20 protein-coding genes are annotated in these 21,630 nt (G+C 65.3%); 15 read left to right on the top strand and 5 right to left on the bottom strand.

Annotation, left to right across the window (positions count from 1 at the left end; genetic code table 11):
- Nucleotides 1-75: 75 nt before the first annotated feature.
- The 5 genes from ACQZ2L_RS20575 to cobG form a co-directional block, all read right to left on the bottom strand.
- A complete protein-coding gene (locus tag ACQZ2L_RS20575; protein WP_430327616.1) occupies nucleotides 76-762 on the bottom strand; it encodes a hypothetical protein in 687 nt (228 codons plus the stop codon).
- A gap of 117 nt (nucleotides 763-879) precedes the next feature.
- The gene (gene cobJ / locus ACQZ2L_RS20570) at nucleotides 880-2,586 is read right to left on the bottom strand and encodes a precorrin-3B C(17)-methyltransferase (RefSeq protein ID WP_430327615.1); all 1,707 of its coding nucleotides are present in this window, start codon (nucleotides 2,584-2,586) and stop codon (nucleotides 880-882) included.
- Nucleotides 2,574-3,308: a precorrin-2 C(20)-methyltransferase gene (locus ACQZ2L_RS20565; protein WP_314876459.1), complete on the bottom strand. Its 735-nt coding sequence runs from the start codon at nucleotides 3,306-3,308 to the stop codon at nucleotides 2,574-2,576. Before ACQZ2L_RS20565 ends, cobJ begins: the two co-directional genes overlap by 13 nt.
- Nucleotides 3,305-3,931, bottom strand: coding sequence for a precorrin-8X methylmutase (locus tag ACQZ2L_RS20560; protein WP_430327614.1), 627 nt, complete (start codon nucleotides 3,929-3,931; stop codon nucleotides 3,305-3,307). Before ACQZ2L_RS20560 ends, ACQZ2L_RS20565 begins: the two co-directional genes overlap by 4 nt.
- Entirely contained in the window at nucleotides 3,924-5,255 is a 1,332-nt protein-coding gene (gene cobG, locus ACQZ2L_RS20555) for a precorrin-3B synthase (protein ID WP_430327613.1), read from the bottom strand. Before cobG ends, ACQZ2L_RS20560 begins: the two co-directional genes overlap by 8 nt.
- Before the next feature lie 131 nt (nucleotides 5,256-5,386).
- Between cobG and cbiE the strand changes: the two genes are divergently transcribed.
- From cbiE to urtD, 15 genes are all read left to right on the top strand, one after another.
- On the top strand, nucleotides 5,387-6,598 hold the full coding sequence (gene cbiE, locus ACQZ2L_RS20550) for a precorrin-6y C5,15-methyltransferase (decarboxylating) subunit CbiE (protein ID WP_430327612.1): 1,212 nt from the start codon (nucleotides 5,387-5,389) through the stop codon (nucleotides 6,596-6,598).
- On the top strand, nucleotides 6,591-7,685 hold the full coding sequence (locus ACQZ2L_RS20545) for a cobalt-precorrin-5B (C(1))-methyltransferase (protein WP_430327611.1): 1,095 nt from the start codon (nucleotides 6,591-6,593) through the stop codon (nucleotides 7,683-7,685). The genes cbiE and ACQZ2L_RS20545 overlap by 8 nt, the downstream gene beginning before the upstream one ends.
- Nucleotides 7,682-8,401, top strand: coding sequence for a cobalt-precorrin-6A reductase (locus ACQZ2L_RS20540; RefSeq protein WP_430327610.1), 720 nt, complete (start codon nucleotides 7,682-7,684; stop codon nucleotides 8,399-8,401). The genes ACQZ2L_RS20545 and ACQZ2L_RS20540 overlap by 4 nt, the downstream gene beginning before the upstream one ends.
- Before the next feature lie 130 nt (nucleotides 8,402-8,531).
- Entirely contained in the window at nucleotides 8,532-8,969 is a 438-nt protein-coding gene (locus ACQZ2L_RS20535; protein ID WP_430327670.1) for an NfeD family protein, read from the top strand.
- Nucleotides 8,970-8,994: 25 nt separating this feature from the next.
- A complete protein-coding gene (locus ACQZ2L_RS20530; RefSeq protein ID WP_430327609.1) occupies nucleotides 8,995-9,846 on the top strand; it encodes an SPFH domain-containing protein in 852 nt (283 codons plus the stop codon).
- 134 nt (nucleotides 9,847-9,980) lie between these two features.
- Nucleotides 9,981-10,370 carry a DUF2946 domain-containing protein gene (locus tag ACQZ2L_RS20525; protein ID WP_430327608.1) on the top strand — a complete coding sequence of 130 codons (390 nt, stop codon included), beginning with the start codon at nucleotides 9,981-9,983 and terminating at the stop codon, nucleotides 10,368-10,370.
- Nucleotides 10,371-10,418: 48 nt separating this feature from the next.
- Entirely contained in the window at nucleotides 10,419-10,901 is a 483-nt protein-coding gene (locus ACQZ2L_RS20520) for a copper chaperone PCu(A)C (RefSeq protein ID WP_430327607.1), read from the top strand.
- Nucleotides 10,902-10,926: 25 nt separating this feature from the next.
- A complete protein-coding gene (locus ACQZ2L_RS20515) occupies nucleotides 10,927-11,376 on the top strand; it encodes a DUF2946 domain-containing protein (RefSeq protein WP_430327669.1) in 450 nt (149 codons plus the stop codon).
- A 66-nt stretch (nucleotides 11,377-11,442) separates the two neighbouring features.
- Nucleotides 11,443-13,515: a TonB-dependent copper receptor gene (locus tag ACQZ2L_RS20510; protein WP_430327606.1), complete on the top strand. Its 2,073-nt coding sequence runs from the start codon at nucleotides 11,443-11,445 to the stop codon at nucleotides 13,513-13,515.
- Nucleotides 13,516-13,564: 49 nt separating this feature from the next.
- Nucleotides 13,565-14,911 carry a PepSY-associated TM helix domain-containing protein gene (locus tag ACQZ2L_RS20505; RefSeq protein WP_430327605.1) on the top strand — a complete coding sequence of 449 codons (1,347 nt, stop codon included), beginning with the start codon at nucleotides 13,565-13,567 and terminating at the stop codon, nucleotides 14,909-14,911.
- A 236-nt stretch (nucleotides 14,912-15,147) separates the two neighbouring features.
- Nucleotides 15,148-16,551 carry a D-serine/D-alanine/glycine transporter gene (gene cycA, locus ACQZ2L_RS20500; protein ID WP_430327604.1) on the top strand — a complete coding sequence of 468 codons (1,404 nt, stop codon included), beginning with the start codon at nucleotides 15,148-15,150 and terminating at the stop codon, nucleotides 16,549-16,551.
- A gap of 185 nt (nucleotides 16,552-16,736) precedes the next feature.
- Nucleotides 16,737-18,002, top strand: coding sequence for an urea ABC transporter substrate-binding protein (gene urtA, locus ACQZ2L_RS20495; protein WP_101316028.1), 1,266 nt, complete (start codon nucleotides 16,737-16,739; stop codon nucleotides 18,000-18,002).
- Nucleotides 18,003-18,162: 160 nt separating this feature from the next.
- Nucleotides 18,163-19,650: an urea ABC transporter permease subunit UrtB gene (urtB, locus tag ACQZ2L_RS20490; protein WP_430327603.1), complete on the top strand. Its 1,488-nt coding sequence runs from the start codon at nucleotides 18,163-18,165 to the stop codon at nucleotides 19,648-19,650.
- On the top strand, nucleotides 19,650-20,729 hold the full coding sequence (urtC, locus tag ACQZ2L_RS20485) for an urea ABC transporter permease subunit UrtC (RefSeq protein WP_430327602.1): 1,080 nt from the start codon (nucleotides 19,650-19,652) through the stop codon (nucleotides 20,727-20,729). Before urtB ends, urtC begins: the two co-directional genes overlap by 1 nt.
- Nucleotides 20,726-21,583, top strand: a complete 858-nt coding sequence (gene urtD, locus ACQZ2L_RS20480; RefSeq protein ID WP_430327601.1) for an urea ABC transporter ATP-binding protein UrtD — start codon at nucleotides 20,726-20,728, stop codon at nucleotides 21,581-21,583. Before urtC ends, urtD begins: the two co-directional genes overlap by 4 nt.
- Nucleotides 21,584-21,630: the final 47 nt, after the last annotated feature.

The following is a 21,630-nucleotide window of genomic DNA, read 5'->3' as shown; positions in this document are numbered from 1 at the left end:
GATGGACGCCTGCCGCCCACACTGGGTGCAGCGTCCCGGTTCAAGCGCGCACCGGCAGGGCCGATGCGCAGCCCCTCACAGCTTGAGTGCCATGGTCAGCAGCGAGGTACGCGACTGGCTGGTAACGCGCGACACCAGCACATCACGCACCGCTTCGTACAGCCCACGATGGAACACCAGCGCGGCGGTGTTGGTCACCGTCACCTTGGAGTGGTAGCTCCAGCTGAACAGCTTGTTCTTGTGCTCCATCACCGGGTCGCCATCGCTCTGGATCGAAACCAGGAACATGGTGATTTCACCGCCGGCCGACTGTTCGCATTGAGCCAGGGTCAGCGTCGAGCCATCGACTTCGGTGGCGTCATGGGTGAACAGGTTGACCGCTTCCGGTGCATTGGCGATGGCCTCCAGGGCAGCCTCGCCGGCTTTTTTGACGCTGTCGCCGACGCCTGCGCCCATGCTGCCGACCGCTAGCTGCAGGGCTTTGCCCACCAGGTTGCTGATGTCCATGGCGAGGCCGCCGTTGGTGACGATTTCGGTCTTGTAGTGGACTGTCAGCCAGCCGCACTGCTGCATGACCGAGGTGTAGTTCTGGAACCACTCTTCGGTCTGAGCCAGGGGATTGAATGCGGCAGAGGCCGCGGCCATGGCGAACACATGGCACTCTTTGGCAGCAGCGCGATTGGCTGCATCCATGTTGTCGGGAAACACGAACAAATTGCGCTTGGGCAATACTTCAAGATCGTGGCTGGTCTTGTCGGTCATGAGCGTAGGCTCCTCGGTAGGGTGTGGATCGGAGCCGCATAGGCTCCGATCCACACCCTACTCAAGCGCCTGTCCGCTGAGCGCTGCGTAACGCTTCCCGCCCGGCTGCTTGTGCCCTCAGGCCTCGCGGCCGTACCAACGCGGCGTGTACACCCACTCGCCACCACCGGCTCGGTCGAAGCGGCAGGTCGTCGATGAGCCCACCAGCACCATGGTGCGCATGTCGACCATCTCGGGCAGCAGTTCGGCCAGGGTGACGACCCGCAGCGTCTGCCCCGGCCTGCCGATATCACGGCCAAGCACCACTGGCGTGTGCCCGTCACGGTGGCGCCTGACGATGCCCAGGGCCACGCCCAGCTGCCAGGGCCGAGCCTTGGAGATCGGGTTGTAGAAGGCCAGAACCAGGTCAGCCTGAGCGGCCAGATCAAGCCGGGTTTCGATGATCGACCAGGGTTTGAGGTTGTCGGACAGCGACATTACGCAGAAGTCATGGCCCAACGGTGCACCCGCCTGCGCAGCGGTCGCCAGCGATGCCGAGACGCCTGGCAGGATTTCCAGATCGACCTGATGCCAGGCCGGATCGGTGGACTCATGCAGCGCTTCGAGCACGGCAGCGGCCATGGCGAACACGCCGGGGTCGCCCGACGACACCACGACCACCGAGCGGCCCTGTGCGGCCAGCTCGAAGGCGTGGCGAGCGCGCTGCATCTCTTCGCGGTTGTCGGTGTTGTGCAGGGTCTGATCAGGGCGGAACGGGCCAGCCATGCGCACGTAGGTCTCGTAACCGAGCACATCCTGAGCCAGCGTCAGTTCGCGTTTGACCGCAGGCACCATCAGCTCGGCGGCGCCTGGGCCGAGGCCGATCACCGCCAGGCGGCCACGGCTGCGACCAACCTGCGCGGGTTCGACCGGTACACTGCCGACGGCCACCGCCAGCCCCGCATGTTCACTGACGCGCGCACCGGGCAGGGCCCGTTGCGCCAAGTCGACAAGGCTGGCCGCCGGCGCCGCAAAACGCAGCGCCACGCCCAGCACTTGCGCTGCCTGATGCAACGCGGGCTCAGCCATCTGCTGCTCGCTGGCGAGCAGGCAGGCCAGCGCGGGCTCGGCGATATTCGCCTCACGCAGGGCAGCACGCACCTGCTCGGCCAGGTCGGCAACCTCAGTGCTGACGGCAATCAGCACCGAACGCGGGTGGATCAGCAACTCATCACGGCTGGCCGGGCGCGCTTCGCAACCGACATGAATAGTCCGCTGCGCGGCAGCATCCGCGGGCAGTTGTGCCTGCGCCAACCACGGCGCATCACCTTCGATACGCACGCTTTCACCAGCCAGCAGGTCAGAGACAAAACGCTTGCCCTGCTCAAGGTCCGCAAGGGCGTAACCCGCCGGCGGGTTGAGCAGGCAGGTGCCAAAACGTAGCTCGCCACTGGTGGTGATCGCAGCAGCCACGCCCAACGCGCCAGCAATCTCGCGGGCCATGACATTGACCCCGCCCAGCCCACCGAGCAGCGGCACCACCGCGCTGCCGTCTTCGGCAACCACCAGCACCGGCGGCTCGACATCCTTGTCGCTGAGCATGCTGGCCAGGCTGCGGATGACGATGCCGGCGGCGCACAGGGCAATGATCGGGATGTCCTGCTGGTACAGCTCACGCAGGGTTGCGCCAAACGACTCATAGCCCGTGTCTGCGCCGACCACCCGGCCGTTGAGGCCATGGATGGTGGCATCGGCGTACAGCTGCTTGAGGCGCTGCGCGGTGGCCAGGCTGGCCTGGCCGAGGATGATGATGGCCGGTGCCTTGCGCATGTTCAGCCCTGCCATTTTTCACCCGGCACGATGATCAGCGAAAAGTACGGCGAGGACGAAGGGTCGACCGCATCCAGGGCGACGATCTTCTGGTTGGCCATGGTTGCGCGTTCGACATACAGCGCGCGCTGATCCAGACCCAGCTCGGCGAGCACCTGGCGCACCTTGGGGAAGTTACGCCCAAGCTTCATGATCACCGCCGCATCGGCATCGGCCAGCCGGCGCTTGAGCTCCTCGCCGGGCAGCACGCCCGAGAGCACGGTGAGGGTCTGGTTGCGATACACCAGCGGTGCGCCCAATACCGAGGCGCCACCGAGCATCGAGCAGACACCGGGGATCACTTCGGCCTCGAAGCGCTGGGCCAGGCGATCGTGCAGGTACATGTACGAGCCATAGAAGAACGGGTCGCCTTCGCAGATCACCGCCACATCGCGACCGGCATCCAGATGCGCAGCCACCTGCTCGGCAGCTTCATCGTAGAAATCGCTGATCACCTGCTCATACGACAGCGGCGCCGGCAGCGCCTCGGTGGTTACCGGGTAGACCAACGGCAGCAAGGTCTGCTGCGCCTGCAAGTGCGCCTCGATGATGCCGAAGGCATTGCCGCGCTTGCCCTTGGCGACGAAGTACGCCACCACCGGCGCCTCGCGCAGCAGGCGCAGCGCCTTGACTGTGATCAGTTCTGGATCGCCGGGGCCAACGCCGAGGCCGAGCAGTCGTCCGCGAGGGTTCATCATTCCACCTCCGTGGCCAGCGAGTTGACCGCGGCGGCGGCCATTGCGCTGCCGCCGAGGCGGCCCTGCATGATCACGAACGGCACCCCGCGGCTGTCGGCAGCCAGCATCGCCTTGGACTCGGCAGCGCCGACGAAGCCTACCGGGAAGCCAAGAATCAACGCTGGTTTCGGGGCACCCGCGTCGATCATTTCAAGCAGGTAGAACAGCGCCGTCGGCGCGTTGCCGATGACCACCACGCTGCCTCCCAGGTGCTCGCGCCACAGCTCCAGCGCGACTGCCGAGCGGGTATTGCCCTGCTCTTTGGCCATGGCCGGCACGCGCGGGTCGCGCAGGGTGCAGATCACCTCGTTGTTGGCAGGCAGCCTGGCGCGGGTAATGCCCTCGGCAACCATGTGCGCGTCACACAGAATCGGCGCGCCCTTGGCCAGGGCTTCGCGCCCGGCAGTGCCGGCGCCTGCGGAAAACTGCAGACCATCGATCGCCTCGACCATGCCGCAAGCGTGAATCACCCGCACCGCGAGCTTTTCCAGATCGGCCGGGATCCGCTCCAGGCGGGCCTCCTCGCGGATGATCCGGAAGGAATTGCGATAGATCTCCTGACCATCGCGAATGTAGTCAATCATCAAGGTGCTCCGTGAGCAGGTCGAGCATGGCGCCTGCTGCTTTCAAGGTAAGGTCGGTCGCGCGCAGGGCACCGAAACCGGGCTGCTGCGCGTCACGCAAATAAAGGTCGTAGCGGCCCGGCGAGCGGGCCAGCAAGGTCGCGGGGGCGACATGGGCCACGGCGCAGGAGCGCGGGCAGCCGCTGAGGTGCACGCTGGCCGGTGCGCCGGGCGCAATCAGCGCGGCGAGCTGGACGGCATCGGCCTTGGTCTCGGCCAGTGCCTTGGCACAACCGCTGGCGCCGCTGCAGGCGGTCACTCGCGCCAGTGGCTCGCGGCTGGAGCAGACCAGGCCAAGCGCTTGCAGCTGGGCTTGTGCGGCCTGCAGCTGATCTGCCGAGATGTCGCTCAACACCAGGCTCTGCCAAGGGCTCAAGTGCAACTCGCCGTCACCACAGGCGCGTGCTACCTCAGCGGCGCCACGCAGCATCGCCGGGGTAAAGCGGCCCAGCGGTGGGGCAACGCCAAACGCAGTGCCCTGGGCTTGCGCCAGCGGCCCGAGCCAGTTGGCGCAGGCCTTGGCCCGTCGCCATTGGAGGACTGCCGGGTCGCGCCGCAGCTCGATGCCGAGGCCTTCGATGAAATGCTCGACTGCGCAGGTCTGCAGCAACTGGCGCATGCGCGACTGCTCAGTACTGGCCAGCTCGAGAAAGCGCTCCAGCACCGCCCTGACCAGCGCCAGCCCAGCGGCCAACGGCACCGCCCCCAGCGGTCGATCGGTGCCTGGGCAACCGGCCAGACCGAAGGCCAGCCAGGTCTGCTGCTCCAGCTGCAGCGGCGACAGCCACAGGTCATGCGGGTGATCGAGCATGGTCAGGTGCTCGCCGCCATCCAACTGCACAGCAAACTTGGCCGACAGTTGATGCAGATGCGGCGTGCTTTCGAGCATCTCGAGGATTTGCCCGGCCAGCGGCCGGGTATCCAGCAGCATGGCCGGGTCGCGCCCGGCCAGCGGGCTCAGCATCAGGTTGCGGACATCATCACCAGCTGCCTGCCGCGGGCCGAGGCCAGCCGCCAGCAAGTGTTCGATCAGCTCTGCATGCTGCGCGCCGACCCCGCGTATCTGCAGATTGCCGCGGTTGGTCGCTTCGATCACGCCGCCGGCAAAGCGCTCGGCAGCCTCGGCCACAGCGTCAGCCTGATCGGCCAGCAGCAGGCCACCCGGCAGCTTGATCCGGCAGATGCCGCCATCGCGAGCGGCGACGATGCGCCACAACCCCGGGCAAGCCGAGGGGCGGGGCGAAACGGCAGGGTCAAGAGGCGGGGTCAAGAAGGCATCCGGCAATCGTCAAAGTGCGCTTGAGTATAGAAGGCGCGGTATTATGCCTGCTTTGCTCGACGGCATGAAAAACCGGCGGTCGAAGATCGTGTGATTTCCGGGCCGACGCGGCCCATTCAGGCTTGATGAGGAAGCAGATGGCCCCCTGGCTGACAGTTGTAGGCATCGGTGAAGACGGTTTCAGCGGCCTGGGCAAACCCGCCCGGCGTGCCCTGCTGGCGGCTTCGCGGATCTTCGGCAGCCCGCGCCAGTTGGCGCTGTTGCCCCACTGTGTCAGCGCTGAGCAGCTGCCCTGGTCGAGCCCGTTCAGCCTGGAACCGGTGCTGGCCCTGCGCGGCGAGCCGGTATGCGTATTGGCCAGCGGCGACCCGATGTTCTTCGGCGTTGGCGCCAGCCTGGCGCGGCAGGTGCCAGCCGAGCAGCTGCGAGTTCTGTCGGCGCCATCGTCCTGCTCCCTGGCCGCCGCGCGCCTTGGTTGGCCACTGCAAGAGGTGCAGATTGTCTCGCTGGTCGCCCGCCCGCTGGCCGCACTCAACGCCTACTGCTACACGGGCTTGCGTCTGTTGGTGCTGAGCAACGATGGCGACAGCCCGGCACAGATCGCTGCGCTGCTGCGCGACCAAGGCTTCGGCCCAAGCCGCTTGCAGGTGTTCGAACACCTGGGCGGGCCGCAGGAGCGGCATGTGCAGGGCACTGCCGAAGATTGGCTACACGGTCAGCTGGCGGCGCTGAATGTAGTCGCCATCGAATGCCTGGCTGCAGCGGACACACCGCGCTTGTCACCCGCTGCCGGTTTACCGGACTCGGCCTTCGAACACGACGGCCAGCTGACCAAGCGCGATGTTCGCGCGATCACCCTCGCCCGCCTGGCACCGCAACCCGGCGCGCTGTTATGGGATGTCGGCGCCGGCTGTGGCTCGATCGGCATCGAATGGATGCGCGCCCACCCCAGCTGCCGCACCCTGGCGATCGAAGCCGATGCAGGCCGGCAAGCGTTGATCGAGCGCAACCGCGACGCGCTTGGCGTCCCGGGGCTGCGCCTGATCCGCGGCAAGGCCCCGCAGGCGCTGGCCGAACTGGAGCGGCCCGACGCGATCTTCATCGGTGGAGGCGTCACCGGCGAAGGCATGCTCGCCCTGTGCTGGGAGCGCCTGCGCCCCGGTGGCCGGCTGGTGGCCAATGCCGTCACTCTGCAAAGCGAACTGGCCCTTGCCCAGTTTCGCGAAGCGCACGGCGGTGAGCTGACCCGCATCCACATTGCCCACACGCAGCCGCTGGGCAACTTCGACACCTGGCGCCAGGCCTTGCCGATCACCTTGCTCGACGTAGTGAAAGCCCTGGATGCGTGAAGAAACCCGCGAACAACCCGCGCCACTGCGCAGCGGCCTGACCACCGGCAGCTGCGCCACGGCAACCAGCCTCGCCGCCGCACGCCTGCTGCTGAGCGGCGTCGACGCCGACGCGGTGCACATCACCCTGCCCAAGGGCAAGGTGGTGCAGATGCGTCTGGAGTTCTGCAGGCGTAGCGGCGACTGCGCCGAGGCCGGCACCCTCAAGGACGCCGGTGACGACCCCGACGTGACCCACGGCGCCCTGCTCTACAGCCAGGTGCGCCTGCTCGCCACGCCCGGCGTGCAGTTTGTCGCAGGTGTCGGTGTCGGCACCGTAACCCGACCCGGACTAGTGCTGGCAGTCGGCGAGCCGGCCATCAACCCGGTACCGCGACGGATGATCAGCGAGCACCTGCAGCAACTGGCCAACGACTGTGGTTACAGCGGCGGTTTCGAGGTCACGGTGAACGTGCGTGACGGTGATCAGCTGGCCCTGAAAACCATGAACCCACGCCTGGGCATTCTTGGCGGGCTGTCGATTCTCGGCACCAGCGGTATCGTCCGGCCGTTCTCCTGCGCGGCCTACATCGCCTCGATCCAGCAAGGCATCGACGTCGCCCACAGCAACGGCTACACCCATGTCGCAGCCTGCACCGGCAATGCCAGCGAAGACACCATGCGCCGTGTCTACAATCTGCCGGAAATCGCCCTGATCGAGATGGGCGACTTTGTCGGCGCGGTGCTCAAGCACCTGCGCAAGGTGCCGATGGCGCGCCTGAGCCTGTGCGGCGGTTTCGGCAAGATCAGCAAGCTGGCGGCGGGCAACATGGACCTGCACAGCCGTCATTCCAGTATCGACCTGCCGCAGTTGGCCGGTTGGGCCGCGCAGCTTGGAGCCGATCAGGCAGTGCAACAGGCAATCCTTGCCGCCAACACTAGCCAGCAGGCGCTGGCGCTGGCACATGCAGCAGGTATTCCGCTGGGTGACGCAGTGTGCGCTCATGCCCGCGCCTTCGCCTGCAGCGTGGTGCCGACGCAGGTGCAGGTCGAGGTGTTTGCCATCGACCGCCAGGGCGGCATCGTCGGCCAGGCGGGTGTGCAATGAGCGAGCGGATTCTGCTGCTAGGCGGCGTCACCGAGGCCTTGGCGATTGCCAGGCGCTTGGGCCCACAGCACGTCTACAGCCTGGCCGGCGTCGGCCGTGTGCCGCAGGATTTGTCCTGCCAGCTGCGCGTCGGCGGCTATGGTGGCGCTGAGGGCCTGGCGCACTACCTGCGCGAAGCCGGCATCAGTTTGCTGATCGATGCGACCCACCCCTATGCGGCGCAGATCAGCGCCAATGCCGCGCAGGCTGCGCGCAGTGCCGGTGTGCCCTGCTGGGCACTGCGCCGGCCGGCCTGGCAGCCTCAGCCGGGAGATGACTGGCGCGAGGTGGCCGACTGGGCCGAGCTGATCACGGCACTTTCGCCGTTTGCCCGGCCTCTGTTCACATTGGGCCGCGAACCCCTTGCTCATCTGGACGAAATACCTGAGCAGCAGTTCTGGACCTTGCGCGCCCTCGACAACTACCCGGGCAATGACCGCTGCGAAGTCATCGGCGCCCGCGGGCCATTCGCGCTGGCGGATGAGCGTGCACTGTTCGCCCGCCGCCAGATCGACGTTCTGGTCAGCAAGAACAGCGGCAGCGTCGCCACCGAGCCCAAGCTTGAGGTCGCCCGCGAACGGGGCATACCGGTGCTGGTACTCAAGCGCCCGCAACTGCCTGCAGTGGACCGGGAATTTGCTCAGGTAGACACACTGCTGGCCGCGCTGGGGCTTTGATCGCGTTGCTACTGGCGCCGACGCCCAGGATGCCGAGGAAATTTCCTGCACGGTTTTAGGAACCGGCTTAATGGCCGCCATCAGGCCATCTGCCGTAAACTGCGCATTCCCCTTCTGGAAGGCCACCCATATGGAAATGCAATGGTGGATCTGGCTCGTCTTCGGCGTCGCCCTGGTCCTGCTTGAACTGGTCCTGCCCACGTTCTTCATTCTCTGGTTCGGCATCGGCGCCGTGCTGGTGGCTTTGATCGCCCTGATCGCGCCCAGCCTGCAACTGGATAGCCAGGTGCTGCTGTGGGTGCTGTTCTCGTCGGCCACCACTCTGCTCTGGTTCAAGCTGTTTCGCCGGAAAAAACCCGACGTGCGCTGGACTGGCGACAGCGTGATCGGCGAGGTCGGCCTGCTTACCGTGGCCGTCTCGGAGTTCCAGAAGGGTCGTGTGCGATTCCAGAAGCCGATCCTCGGCAACGAGGAATGGGTGTGCATCGCCGACAGTGACATCGCCGCCGGCGAGCGCGTGCGCCTGACCGCCATCGAAGGCAACACCGCCCGGATCACCCGGGCCTGAATCCGTACTTAAAGGACGCTGCACCATGACCAGCCTTATCGTCGTCGCCTGCCTGGCACTGTTTGTTCTGATCACCCTGTTCAAAGGGGTGCGCATCGTGCCCCAGGGCGAAGAGTGGATCGTCGAGCGCCTGGGCCGCTACCACAGCACACTCAAGCCCGGCCTGAACATCCTCATCCCGTACATGGACGTGGTTGCCTATCGCCTGCCGACCAAGGACATCATCCTCGATGTCCAGCAGCAGGAAATCATCACCAAGGACAACGCCGTCATCGTCGCCAACGCGCTGTGCTTCGCCAAGGTCATCGACCCGCAGAAGGCCTCCTACGGCGTGCAGAACTTCTCGTTTGCCGTGACCAGCCTGACCATGACCTCGCTGCGGGCGATCGTCGGTGCCATGGACCTCGACGAAGCGCTGTCCAGCCGCGAGCAGATCAAGGCGCGCCTGCGCGAAGCGATGTCCGAGCAGACCGAAGACTGGGGCGTGACCGTGCGCTCGGTAGAAATCCAGGACATCAAGCCGTCGCCGAACATGCAGCTGGCCATGGAACGCCAGGCCGCCGCAGAGCGTGAGCGTAAAGCCGACGTGACCCGCGCCGAGGGTGCCAAGCAAGCGGCGATTCTTGAAGCTGAAGCGCGCTTGCAGTCAGCCCGATTGGACGCCGAGGCACAAATCAGCCTGGCCGAAGCGTCGGCCCGAGCGATCACCCTGGTGCGCGATGCCGTTGGCAGCGAAACCACCCCAGCCATGTACCTGCTTGGCGAGCGCTACATCGGTGCGATGGAAACCCTGGCGGCGAGCAACAATTCCAAGATCGTGGTATTGCCGGCCGACCTGCAAGAAACCGTGCGCGGGCTGCTCGGGCGCAAGGCCTGATACACCGCCGCCCAGCCTCGGTCAGGGCTCGGCGGCCATTGCACAGGTGCAGCTGCGGCACTTCACCGCACCGGGGTATTTTTACCTATACTGCGCCGTACAATAGCCACCACGATTCCTGACCGGATCTCTCCATGCCCCCACGTCGGCCCATCGCCTGGATCGCCTGCCTTGCAGTGCTGTTCAATCTGCTGGCCATGCCGCTGTCTTCCGCTGCGCCGAAAAGCGCGGCCGAGCAGCTGCTGTGGGGGGCGTTCTGCTCCAGCATGGGCGTCAAGCCCACGCCGGCAGTGCAGGCGCTGGCCAAGATCGACCTCGGCCCGCAAGGCGACGAGCACGCGAGCATGCAACATTGCTGGTGTTGCTCGGGCGGCCTGACGCTGCTGGCCCTGCCCGGCCATCCGCCGCAGTTGCACAGCCGGGTAGCCGTTGCCAACGACACCACGGCCGTTCTCGCCAGCTACCAACCGACGCCGCGCCAGTTGTGGCCTGCGCTCAATCCACGAGCCTCTCCCCTGACCTGAGTTACAGCCGCCCCGCGCCCTGAACCTGTCCAGATCGGAGATTTCCCCATGCTCAAGCAAGCCCTCGTCGTGGCCGCCCTGTTGCTGCCTGGCGCTTTCGCCGTTGCCCACGAATACACCCAAGGTGACCTGCACATCACTCACCCGTGGTCACTGCAGCTGCCGCCCAATGCGCCCAACGTGGCGGCCTACTTCACCGTGCACAACAGCGGCAGCAGCGACGACCGCCTGCTCAGCGTCGACAGCCCGATCAGTGATGACGCGCAGCTGCATGAGCACGCCATGAACGCCGCAGGCCTGATGAAAATGCAGCAGGTCGACGGCGTGACCGTCCCCGCTGGCAAAGACCTGCTGTTCGCCCCCAGCGCCTACCACGTGATGCTGATGCAGCCCAAGGACCGCAGCCTGCTCACCGACGGCAAGCGCTTCCCGCTGACCCTGCACTTCGAAAAAGCCGGCGACATCACCGTGCAAGTGGCGGTGCAGAAGCAGCCGCCGGCCGACCAGCCGCAACAGCAACACGCGCACTGACCGCTGACAGGCGCCAGCCGTGAACGTGCTGGGCAAACACAGCTACCGCCGTACCACCCGCCCTGCTCGCAGGCGCGCCGGTGGCGGCTGGCTGAGCCTGTTTGCCATGTGGATGATCTTCATCGGGCCGCTGATTTCTCAGTCGATGCCGATGGAGCACCACACCGGCATGAGCATGAGCATGTCCAGCGACATGGCCATGAACATGCCCATGCCCGCCAGCCATGCCCACGCCGGCAGCAAGCAACACCATCACAGCGATGACGCCGAGCTGCACGCGCTGTGGGCCAAGTGCGGCTATTGCACCCTGCTGTTCAACTGCCCGGCGCTGCCGCAGAGCTTCAGCCCGCTCAACGCCAGCCGTGTCCCGCCTGCCCAACCCCTGCCAAGCGCCACCCGCCACGGCCACGCGCGTCAGGCGATTTTCCCCGGTGCCCGCAGCCGGGCGCCACCTGCCCAGTCGATCTACGTCTGAACATCCATTGACCGCACGCAGCCAGGAGGCTGTTCGCTCATATTCGACTGATCGACTGGAATCACTATGTCCGGCTGCATCCCCGTTTTCACCCTTTCCTTGCGCGGCACTATCGCCGTGCTCTGCGGCTCGCTGTTGAGCCCCTTGGCCATCGCCGCCGATAGCGGCCATGTCGGCCATGTCGGCCACGACCACGACAGTGCCGAGCTGAGCCCGACGGTAATTACCGCCGTCGCCCCCAGCTCGCCGCTGACCATCGTCACCAACCCCAAGGACCCGCGCCAACCGGTGCCGGCCAGCGATGGTGCCGACTACCTGAAGACCATCCCCGGCTTTTCGGCGATCCGCGCTGGCGGCACCAACGGCGATCCGGTGTTGCGCGGCATGTTCGGCTCGCGCCTGAACATCCTCACCAATGGCGGCCAGATGCTCGGCGCCTGCCCCAACCGGATGGACGCGCCAACCTCGTACATCTCGCCGGAAACCTACGACCGCCTGACCGTGATCAAAGGCCCACAAAGCGTGATCTGGGGCCCCGGCGGCTCGGCCGGGACGATCCTGTTCGAGCGCGAGCCCGAGCAGTTCGGCGAACTTGGCAGCCGGGTCAACGCCAGCCTGCTGGCTGGCTCCAATGGCCGTTTCGACAAGCTGCTCGACGTCGCCGCCGGCAACAGCCAGGCGTATGCGCGCTTTGTCGGCAACCAGTCGCGCTCGGATGACTACCGCGATGGCAACGGCGACACAGTGCCGTCGCGCTGGGACAAGTGGAACGGCGACGTCAGCCTCGGCTGGACGCCGGATGCCGACACCCTGCTCGAACTCACCGCCGGCAAAGGTGACGGTGAGGCCCGTTACGCCGGGCGCGGCATGGATGGCTCGCAGTTCAAGCGCGAAAGCCTTGGCCTGCGCTTCGAGAAATCCAATCTTGGCGAGGTGCTCGACAAGATCGAAGCGCAGGTCTACTACAACTACGCCGATCACGTGATGGACAACTACAGCCTGCGCACCCCGTCCGGCAGCGGCATGATGGGCATGCCGATGGTCGCCAACGTCGACCGGCGCACCCTCGGCGCGCGGATCAAAGCCACCTGGCGATGGGCCGATGTGCAGTTGATCAGCGGTATCGATGCGCAAAGCAGCGAGCACCGCCAGCGCAGCGGCATGGGCGTTGACGCGCACCGTGGCCAGCCGTGGAGCAAGGATGCCGAGTTTCATAACTACGGCGCGTTCGCCGAGCTGACCTGGTACGCCAGCGGCGAAGACCGGCTGATCAGCGGCGCCCGTCTTGACCGCGCTTCGGCGCGCGATTTGCGCAGCGACCAACCCACTGCCGGCGACACTCGCGCCGATACCCTGCCCAGCGGCTTTGTCCGTTATGAGCACGACCTCAGCGCGCTGTCGGCCACCACCTACATTGGCCTTGGCCATGCGCAACGCTTCCCCGATTACTGGGAGCTATTCTCGGCCGACGGCCCGGCCGGTACGCGCAACGCCTTCGACGCGATCAAACCGGAGAAAACTACCCAGCTCGACTTCGGCATCCAGTACCGTGACGAGCGCCTGGAAGCCTGGGCCTCGGGCTATGTCGGGCAGGTTCGCGACTACATCCTGTTCGATTACCAGACCGGCATGATGGGCATGAGCACCACTCAGGCGCAGAACATCGATGCGCGGATCATGGGCGGCGAGCTGGGCGCGGCGTACAAGCTGTCGGAAAACTGGAAGGCCGACGCGACCCTCGCTTACGCTTGGGGCAAAAACAGCAGCGACGGCAAGGCACTGCCGCAGATGCCGCCACTGGAAAGCCGCCTGGGCCTGACCTACAGCCAGGACAACTGGAGCACCGGTGCGCTGTGGCGACTGGTCTCGGCGCAGAACCGCGTCGCTGAAAATCAGGGCAATGTGGTCGGCAAGGACTATCAACAAAGCGCAGGCTTTGGCGTGTTCTCGCTCAATGGCGCCTACAAGGTCATGCGCAATCTCAAGCTCAGCGCCGGCGTCGACAACCTGTTCGACAAGGCTTACGCCGAGCACCTGAACCTGGCCGGCAACGCCGGTTTTGGTTACCCGGCGAACGATCCGCAACCGGTGCCTGAACCTGGCCGGACCTTCTGGACCAAAGTCGATCTCAGCTTCTGACAATTACAACGGGCGCGGCCATGACCGCGCCCCTCTGATGGGAGGTTCCATGGGCGGACCGCGTATTTCCTTCTACAACCTGGCCTGGCGCTGGCACTTCTATGCCGGGCTGTTCGTTGCACCCTTCATGATTCTGCTGGCGCTGACCGGGATCATCTACCTGTTCAAGCCACAGCTTGACCCGCTGATGTACCGCGAGCTGATGGTGGTCGAAGCCGGCCACCATCGCCAAAATGCCGACGCGCTGCTGGCACAGGTTCAGCAGGCTTATCCACAGGGCCACGTCGGCCAGTACCTGCCGCCGCTGAACAGCGAGCGCAGCGCGCAATTTGTGGTGCATGACGGCGGCCGTGAGCTGAATGTGTTCGTCGATCCGTACAACGCCAAGGTACTCGGCGAACAGGATGCCAAGCAGAACCTGCAGGCCATCGCCCGCGCCCTGCATGGCGAGCTGATGGTCGGCACGGTCGGCGACCGGCTGGTGGAGCTGGCTGCTGGCTGGGGCATTGTGCTGGTGGTGTCGGGGCTGTACCTGTGGTGGCCGCGCGGGCGCAACGGTGCCGGCGTGCTCTGGCCACGTTTTGCTGCCCGCGGCAGGCTGCTGTGGCGCGACCTGCATGCGGTCAGCGGCTTCTGGGGTTCGGCGCTGTTGTTGCTGATGCTGCTCAGCGGCATGACCTGGACCGGCATGTGGGGCAAGCAATATGCCGATCTGTGGAACCGCTTCCCGGCGGCGATGTGGAATGACGTGCCCAAGTCGGACCAGCAGGCGCGCGTGCTCAACCAGGCGCATCGGCAGACCGTGCCCTGGGCGATGGAGAACACGCCGATGCCGCAGTCCGGCGCCCATGCCGAACACGCCGGGCACCACATGATGTCGAGCAAGCCAGCGGCGCCGCAGGTCAGCCTGCAGCAGGTCGAGGACATTGCCAGCAGCCGCCAGGTCGAGCCGGGCTACAGCATTACCCTGCCGACCACCGCCGACGGCGTGTTCACCATTGCGGTGTTTGCCGATGATCCGCGCAACGACGCCACCCTGCATGTCGATCAGTACACCGGCCAGGTGCTGGCCGATGTGCGCTGGCAGGATTACAGCCCGGTCGCCCGTGCGACTGAACTGGGCGTGATGCTGCATGAAGGCAAGATGTTTGGCGCGTTCAACCAGATCGTGATCTTGCTGGTGTGCCTGATGATTCTGCTCGGCTCGGTGAGCGGTCTGGTGATGTGGTGGAAGCGCCGGCCTGAGGGTGGGTTGGGGGTGCCGCCACTGCGCCATGATCTGCCGCGGTGGAAGGCGGCGACGGTGGTGATGCTGGTGTTGGGCGTCGCGTTTCCGTTGGTGGGGGTGTCGATGTTGGTGATGTGGGGGGTTGATCGGTTGGTGCTTCGGGCTTGAGAGAGCCGGGGGCGCGTTGCGCCCCTATCGCGACACAAGGCCGCTCCTACAGGGACCGCGCTGGTCTCATGCTGGCGCGGTCCCTGTAGGAGCGGCCTTGTGTCGCGATAGGGCCGCAAGGCGGCCCCAGGCTGCACTGCAATACTCGTGTCGATCTGTCACGCCCGGTTCTGGAACGGGCGTGTTAGCCTACTCGGCTAGCAAAAAAAGACTGAACCAATAATGGAATGCAGCCAATGACCGTGACCTCTACCCCTGAGCCAGATGACCAGCATCTGCAACGCAACCTGAGCAACCGCCACATTCAGCTTATCGCCATCGGCGGCGCCATCGGCACCGGCCTGTTCATGGGCTCGGGCAAGACCATCAGCCTCGCTGGCCCGTCGATCATCTTCGTCTACATGATCATCGGCTTCATGCTGTTCTTCGTCATGCGGGCGATGGGCGAGCTGCTGCTGTCGAACCTCAACTACAAGTCCTTCATCGACTTCTCGGCCGACCTGCTCGGGCCCTGGGCCGGTTACTTCACCGGTTGGACCTACTGGTTCTGCTGGGTTGTCACCGGTATCGCCGACGTGGTCGCGATCGCCGCCTATACCCAGTTCTGGTTCCCTGACCTGCCGCAGTGGATCCCGGCGCTGAGCTGCGTGGCGCTATTGCTGTCGCTGAACCTGGTGACGGTGAAGATGTTCGGCGAGATGGAATTCTGGTTCGCCCTGATCAAGATCGTCGCCATCCTCGGCCTGGTCGCCACCGGCCTGTACATGGTCATCACCGGCTTCCAGTCGCCCTCCGGCAGCACCGCCCAGTTGGCCAACCTGTGGAACGATGACGGCATGTTCCCCCATGGCCTTATGGGCTTCTTCGCCGGCTTCCAGATCGCCGTGTTCGCCTTTGTCGGGATCGAGCTGGTCGGCACCACCGCCGCCGAAGCAAAAGACCCGGAGCGCACCCTGCCACGGGCAATAAACTCGATCCCGATCCGCATCATCGTTTTCTACGTGCTGGCCCTGATCGCGATCATGGCGGTGACGCCGTGGCGCGACGTGGTGCCGGGCAAGAGCCCGTTCGTCGAACTGTTCGTCCTCGCCGGCCTGCCCGCTGCGGCCAGCATCATCAACTTCGTGGTGCTGACCTCGGCCGCCTCGTCGGCCAACAGCGGCGTGTTCTCCACCAGCCGCATGCTGTTCGGCCTGGCCCAGGAAGGTGATGCACCGAAGGCCTTCGAGAAGCTCTCGCGCCGCGCGGTCCCGGCCAACGGCCTGTTCTTCTCCTGCGCCTGCCTGCTGCTGGGCGCGGTATTGATCTACCTGGTGCCGAACGTGATCGAAGCGTTCACCCTGGTGACCACGGTGTCGGCAGTGCTGTTCATGTTTGTCTGGACGCTGATCCTGCTGTCGTACCTCAAGTACCGCAGCCAGCGCCCGGCGCTGCATCAACGCTCGATCTACAAGATGCCCGGCGGGCGCTTCATGTGCTACGTGTGCCTGGTGTTCTTCGCAGCGATTCTGGTGCTGCTCAGCCTTGAGGCCGACACCCGCTCCGCACTGGTCGTGACGCCGATCTGGTTCCTGCTGTTGGCAGTGACCTACCAGTTCGTGCGCAGCAAGCGCCAGCCGCGGGCCGCACTGGACCGCTGACTGATTGGGGCTGCCCTGCGGCCCCAATACCGTGCACGCTTCGGGCGCCAGCACCAAGCTGGACCCGGCTTTCCCCGCAAAGCCCCGAAATCCGGGGCTTTGGCCGTGTCCGAAAAGCGGGCACAGCGCTTGCAATGCCTCCTGCAGAGTCGCCAACAGCATAAAAAACTCAGCGGAGAGAGCACATGAAGCGTCGCAGTCTGATCAAGGCCTTTACCCTTAGCGCATCGATTGCGGCGATGGGCCTGAGCTGGAGTATCCAGGCCGCCGAGACCATCAAGGTCGGCATCCTGCATTCGCTGTCGGGGACCATGGCCATTTCCGAGACCTCGCTGAAGGACATGGCGCTGATGACCATCGACCAGATCAACGCCAAGGGCGGGGTCAATGGCAAGATGCTCGAAGCGGTGGTGGTCGATCCGGCTTCCAACTGGCCGCTGTTCGCGGAAAAGAGCCGCCAGCTGCTGACCCAGGACAAGGTCGCGGTGGTGTTCGGCTGCTGGACGTCGGTGTCGCGCAAGTCGGTGCTGCCGGTGTTCGAAGAGCTCAATGGGCTGCTGTTCTACCCGGTGCAGTACGAAGGTGAAGAGATGTCGCCCAACGTCTTCTACACCGGCGCGGCGCCTAACCAGCAAGCGATCCCGGCGGTCGAATACGTGATGAGCGAAGACGGCGGCAGCGCCAAGCGCTTCTTCCTGCTCGGCACCGACTACGTCTACCCGCGCACCACCAACAAGATTCTGCGAGCCTTCCTGCACAGCAAAGGTGTGGCCGACAAGGACATCGAAGAGGTGTACACGCCGTTCGGCCATGCCGATTACCAGACCATTGTCGCCAACATCAAGAAGTTCTCTGCCGGCGGCAAGACCGCGGTGATCTCCACCGTCAACGGCGACTCCAACGTGCCGTTCTACAAAGAACTGGCCAACCAGGGCCTGAAGGCCACCGATGTGCCGGTGGTGGCGTTCTCGGTGGGCGAAGAAGAACTGCGCGGTATCGACACCAAGCCGCTGGTTGGCCACCTGGCGGCGTGGAACTACTTCGAGTCGGTGGATAACCCGGTCAACCAGAAGTTCGTCGCTGACTGGAAGGCCTACGCCAAGGCGAAAAATCTGCCGGGCGCCGACAAGGCGGTGACCAACGACCCGATGGAAGCCACCTACGTGGGTATCAACATGTGGGCGCAGGCGGTCGAGAAAGCCAAATCCACCGATGTCGACAAGGTTCGCGAAGCGCTGGCCGGGCAGACCTTCGCCGCGCCGTCGGGCTACACCCTGACCATGGACAAGACCAACCATCACCTGCACAAGCCGGTGATGATCGGCGAGATCCAGGATGACGGTCAGTTCAGTGTGGTCTGGGAGACCGAGCAGCCGCTGCGTGCGCAGCCGTGGAGCCCGTTCATTCCTGGCAACGACAAGCGCCCGGATTATGCGGTGAAAGGCAATTAAGTAACCCGGGGGCCGCGCTGCGGCCCATTGCACCCGATCCGACCAGGCCGCTGCCACTGACAAAGCGCGATGCACAGCCAACGCAGTCCGTGTAGGAGCGGCCTTGTGTCGCGATCGAGGGCGCAGCCCTCGCCTCCCCCTGACACAACAGGATCAACAAATGCTCAGATTCCTGCTCGCCCTGCTCCTGCTGCTGCCGCTGGCAACCCAGGCCAGCGAAGGCGACCTTTTCTACGCCGCCAAGCCCGCAGACCAGGCCCGCCTGCTGCAGGACTGGGCCGCCCAGCCAGAGCCCGCCCGGCTGGCCCTGCTGACCGCGCTGCAACAAGGCCGCATCGCCGAAGGCGACACCCGCAAACTGCGCCTGAACAACCGCCTGCGCGGCCTGATCGACAACGCCCTGGCCAGCCATCAACTGCTGAGCGATGACGCCAAGCTGCGCCTGGCTGCAGCGGGCGAGCTGCAACGCAGCGCCCAGCCGGCGCAGATGGCATTCCTTGATCGGCGCTTCGCCAACGAGCCAGACCCAGCCGTGCACGCCGCCCTGGCGCTGGCCCTGGCCAACCTGCAACTGGTCGCCAGCGAGCCCTCGGTGCGCCTCGCCGCCGTGCGCCTGCTCGGCGAAACCGGCGACCCGCTGGCGCGTACTCGTCTCGAAACCCTGCTGCAGCCTGGCGTCGAGAGCGATGCCGGCGTGCGCACCGCCGCCGAAACCAGCCTGGCCCAGGTCAAGCGCAAGTTGCTCATCGGCGAACTGCTCGGGCAGGCCTTCAGCGGCCTGTCGCTGGGCTCGATCCTGCTGCTGGCAGCACTGGGCCTGGCGATCACCTTCGGCTTGCTCGGGGTGATCAACATGGCCCACGGCGAGATGCTCATGCTCGGCGCCTACAGCACCTACATGGTCCAGGTGCTACTGCAGCGCTATGCGCCCGGCGCCATCGAGTTCTACCCGCTGATCGCCCTGCCGGTCGCGTTTGCGGTCAGTGCCGGAGTCGGTATGGCGCTGGAGCGCACGGTGATCCGCCATCTGTACGGTCGCCCGCTGGAAACCCTGCTGGCGACCTGGGGCATCAGCCTGATCCTGATGCAGGCGATCCGCCTGCTGTTCGGCGCGCAGAACGTCGAGGTGGCCAACCCGGCGTGGCTATCCGGCGGGATTCAAGTGCTGCCGAACCTTGTCCTGCCCTACAACCGCATGGTCATCATCGGCTTTGCCCTGGCGGTGGTGCTGCTGACCTGGCTGTTGCTCAACCGCACCCGGCTGGGGCTGAACGTGCGCGCGGTAACGCAGAACCGCAACATGGCAGCCTGCTGCGGGGTGTCCACCGGCCGCGTCGACATGCTCGCCTTCGGCCTGGGCTCAGGTATTGCCGGCCTGGGTGGAGTCGCCCTGAGCCAGGTCGGCAACGTCGGCCCGGACCTTGGCCAGAGCTACATCATCGACTCGTTCCTGGTGGTGGTACTCGGTGGCGTCGGCCAGCTTGCCGGCACGCTGTGGGCCGCGTTCGGCCTGGGCATCGCCAACAAATTGCTCGAGCCGCAGATCGGTGCGGTGCTGGGCAAGATCCTTATCCTTGCGCTGATCATCCTGTTCATTCAGAAGCGCCCGCAAGGCTTGTTCGCTCTCAAGGGACGGGTAATCGACTGATGAACCAGCCACTGCTTGTCACCGCCGCACAAAAGGCCGGGCCGCGCCTGTCGCTGGCCATCGGCATCGTTGTCGTCCTGCTGCTGCTGGCCTTGCCGCTGTTGTCGCTGCTACCCGCAGAGCACTCGTTGCAGGTCTCAGCCTACACCCTGACGCTGGTCGGCAAGATCCTTTGTTACGCGATCGTCGCGCTGGCGTTGGACCTGGTCTGGGGCTATGCCGGCATGCTCTCGCTGGGGCATGGCCTGTTCTTCGCCCTCGGCGGCTACGCCATGGGCATGTATCTGATGCGCCAGGCGGCGGGTGACGGCCTGCCGGCGTTCATGACTTTTCTATCGTGGACCGAGCTGCCCTGGTTCTGGGTCGGCACCCAGCATCTGGCCTGGGCGCTGTGCCTGGTAGTGCTGGCGCCGGGGCTGCTCGCGCTGGTGTTCGGCTGGTTCGCCTTCCGCTCGCGAATCAAGGGCGTGTACTTCTCGATCATGACCCAGGCGCTGACCTTCGCCGGCATGCTGCTGTTCTTCCGGAACGAGACCGGTTTTGGCGGCAACAACGGCTTCACCAACTTCCGCACCATTGCCGGCTTCGATGTTGCCGCGCAAGGCACCCGGGCGGTGTTGTTCCTGCTCACCGTCGGCCTGCTGCTGGCCAGCCTGTACCTGTGCTGGCGGCTGACCCAGAGCAAGTTCGGCCGCCTGCTGACGGCGCTGCGTGATGCGGAAAACCGACTGATGTTCTGTGGCTACGACCCGCGCGGTTTCAAGCTGCTGGTGTGGGTGCTCAGCGCCGTGCTGTGCGGCCTGGCCGGGGCGTTGTACGTGCCGCAGGTAGGCATCATCAACCCCAGCGAAATGTCGCCGACCAACTCCATCGAGGCTGCCGTATGGGTGGCACTGGGCGGGCGCGGCACGTTGATCGGGCCACTGCTCGGGGCGGGCCTGGTCAACGGCATGAAGAGCTGGTTCACCGTGGCCTTCCCGGAGTTCTGGCTGTTCTTCCTCGGCGCGCTGTTCATCATCGTCACCCTGTACCTGCCCAAAGGCGTGGTCGGCCTGTTGAAGAAAAGGAACCAGCCATGAGAGGCATCCCACCGGTACACCCGGAGTTCATGCTCGAACCGGTATTCGACCAGATCGGCGCCGGCCGCGATGCGATCGGCCTTGGCCAGCGTCGCGGCAAAGGCCTGGATGTGCGCCACGGCACGGTGCTGAGCCTGGAAGACATCAGCGTCAGCTTCGATGGCTTCAAGGCACTCAATGCGCTGAACCTGTACATCGGCGTCGGCGAGCTGCGCTGCATCATCGGCCCCAATGGCGCCGGCAAGACCACCATGATGGACGTGATCACCGGCAAGACCCGCCCGGACACCGGCACGGCGTTTTTCGGCGACACCCTCGACCTGACCCGCATGAGCGAGTACCAGATCGCCCAGGCCGGGATCGGTCGCAAGTTCCAGAAGCCGACGGTGTTCGAGGCGCTGACCGTCTATGAAAACCTCGAGCTGGCGCTCAAGACCGACAAGTCGGTATGGGCCAGCCTGGCTTCGCGGCTGTCCTCCGAGCAGCGCGAGCGGATCGAGTCGGTGTTGACCCAGTTGCGCCTGCTGCCCTTGGCCCAGCGCCAGGCCGGGCTGCTGTCCCACGGGCAAAAGCAGTTTCTGGAAATCGGCATGCTGTTGGTGCAGGAGCCGCAGTTGCTGCTGCTCGATGAGCCCGTGGCAGGCATGACCGATGTCGAAACCGAATTTACCGCCGAGCTGTTCAAGGGCCTGGCGCGCAGCCATTCGCTGATGGTGGTGGAGCACGACATGGGTTTTGTCGGCAGCATCGCCGACCACGTCACCGTGCTGCACCAAGGCAGCGTGCTGGCCGAAGGCTCGCTGGAGCAGGTGCAGGCGGATGAGCGGGTGATCGAGGTTTACCTGGGCCGCTGATCGTTGTTTGCCAACAGACCGCGTCAACCGTTGCGTTCAAGGATTTG

Source organism: Pseudomonas shirazensis (assembly GCF_050496565.1).
Classification (GTDB): Bacteria; Pseudomonadota; Gammaproteobacteria; order Pseudomonadales; family Pseudomonadaceae; genus Aquipseudomonas; species Aquipseudomonas shirazensis_A.
Note: the sequence above shows the minus strand (reverse complement) of the source record. Positions and strands in the feature narration are given on the sequence as shown.

Coding starts and splice junctions, on each gene's coding strand:
- ACQZ2L_RS20575 (WP_430327616.1), bottom strand. CDS start 762: ATGACCGACAAGACCAGCCACGATCTTGAAGTATTGCCCAAGCGCAAT.
- cobJ (WP_430327615.1), bottom strand. CDS start 2,586: ATGGCAGGGCTGAACATGCGCAAGGCACCGGCCATCATCATCCTCGGC.
- ACQZ2L_RS20565 (WP_314876459.1), bottom strand. CDS start 3,308: ATGATGAACCCTCGCGGACGACTGCTCGGCCTCGGCGTTGGCCCCGGC.
- ACQZ2L_RS20560 (WP_430327614.1), bottom strand. CDS start 3,931: ATGATTGACTACATTCGCGATGGTCAGGAGATCTATCGCAATTCCTTC.
- cbiE (WP_430327612.1), top strand. CDS start 5,387: ATGGCCCCCTGGCTGACAGTTGTAGGCATCGGTGAAGACGGTTTCAGC.
- ACQZ2L_RS20545 (WP_430327611.1), top strand. CDS start 6,591: ATGCGTGAAGAAACCCGCGAACAACCCGCGCCACTGCGCAGCGGCCTG.
- ACQZ2L_RS20540 (WP_430327610.1), top strand. CDS start 7,682: ATGAGCGAGCGGATTCTGCTGCTAGGCGGCGTCACCGAGGCCTTGGCG.
- ACQZ2L_RS20535 (WP_430327670.1), top strand. CDS start 8,532: ATGGAAATGCAATGGTGGATCTGGCTCGTCTTCGGCGTCGCCCTGGTC.
- ACQZ2L_RS20530 (WP_430327609.1), top strand. CDS start 8,995: ATGACCAGCCTTATCGTCGTCGCCTGCCTGGCACTGTTTGTTCTGATC.
- ACQZ2L_RS20525 (WP_430327608.1), top strand. CDS start 9,981: ATGCCCCCACGTCGGCCCATCGCCTGGATCGCCTGCCTTGCAGTGCTG.
- ACQZ2L_RS20520 (WP_430327607.1), top strand. CDS start 10,419: ATGCTCAAGCAAGCCCTCGTCGTGGCCGCCCTGTTGCTGCCTGGCGCT.
- ACQZ2L_RS20510 (WP_430327606.1), top strand. CDS start 11,443: ATGTCCGGCTGCATCCCCGTTTTCACCCTTTCCTTGCGCGGCACTATC.
- ACQZ2L_RS20505 (WP_430327605.1), top strand. CDS start 13,565: ATGGGCGGACCGCGTATTTCCTTCTACAACCTGGCCTGGCGCTGGCAC.
- cycA (WP_430327604.1), top strand. CDS start 15,148: ATGACCGTGACCTCTACCCCTGAGCCAGATGACCAGCATCTGCAACGC.
- urtA (WP_101316028.1), top strand. CDS start 16,737: ATGAAGCGTCGCAGTCTGATCAAGGCCTTTACCCTTAGCGCATCGATT.
- urtB (WP_430327603.1), top strand. CDS start 18,163: ATGCTCAGATTCCTGCTCGCCCTGCTCCTGCTGCTGCCGCTGGCAACC.
- urtC (WP_430327602.1), top strand. CDS start 19,650: ATGAACCAGCCACTGCTTGTCACCGCCGCACAAAAGGCCGGGCCGCGC.
- urtD (WP_430327601.1), top strand. CDS start 20,726: ATGAGAGGCATCCCACCGGTACACCCGGAGTTCATGCTCGAACCGGTA.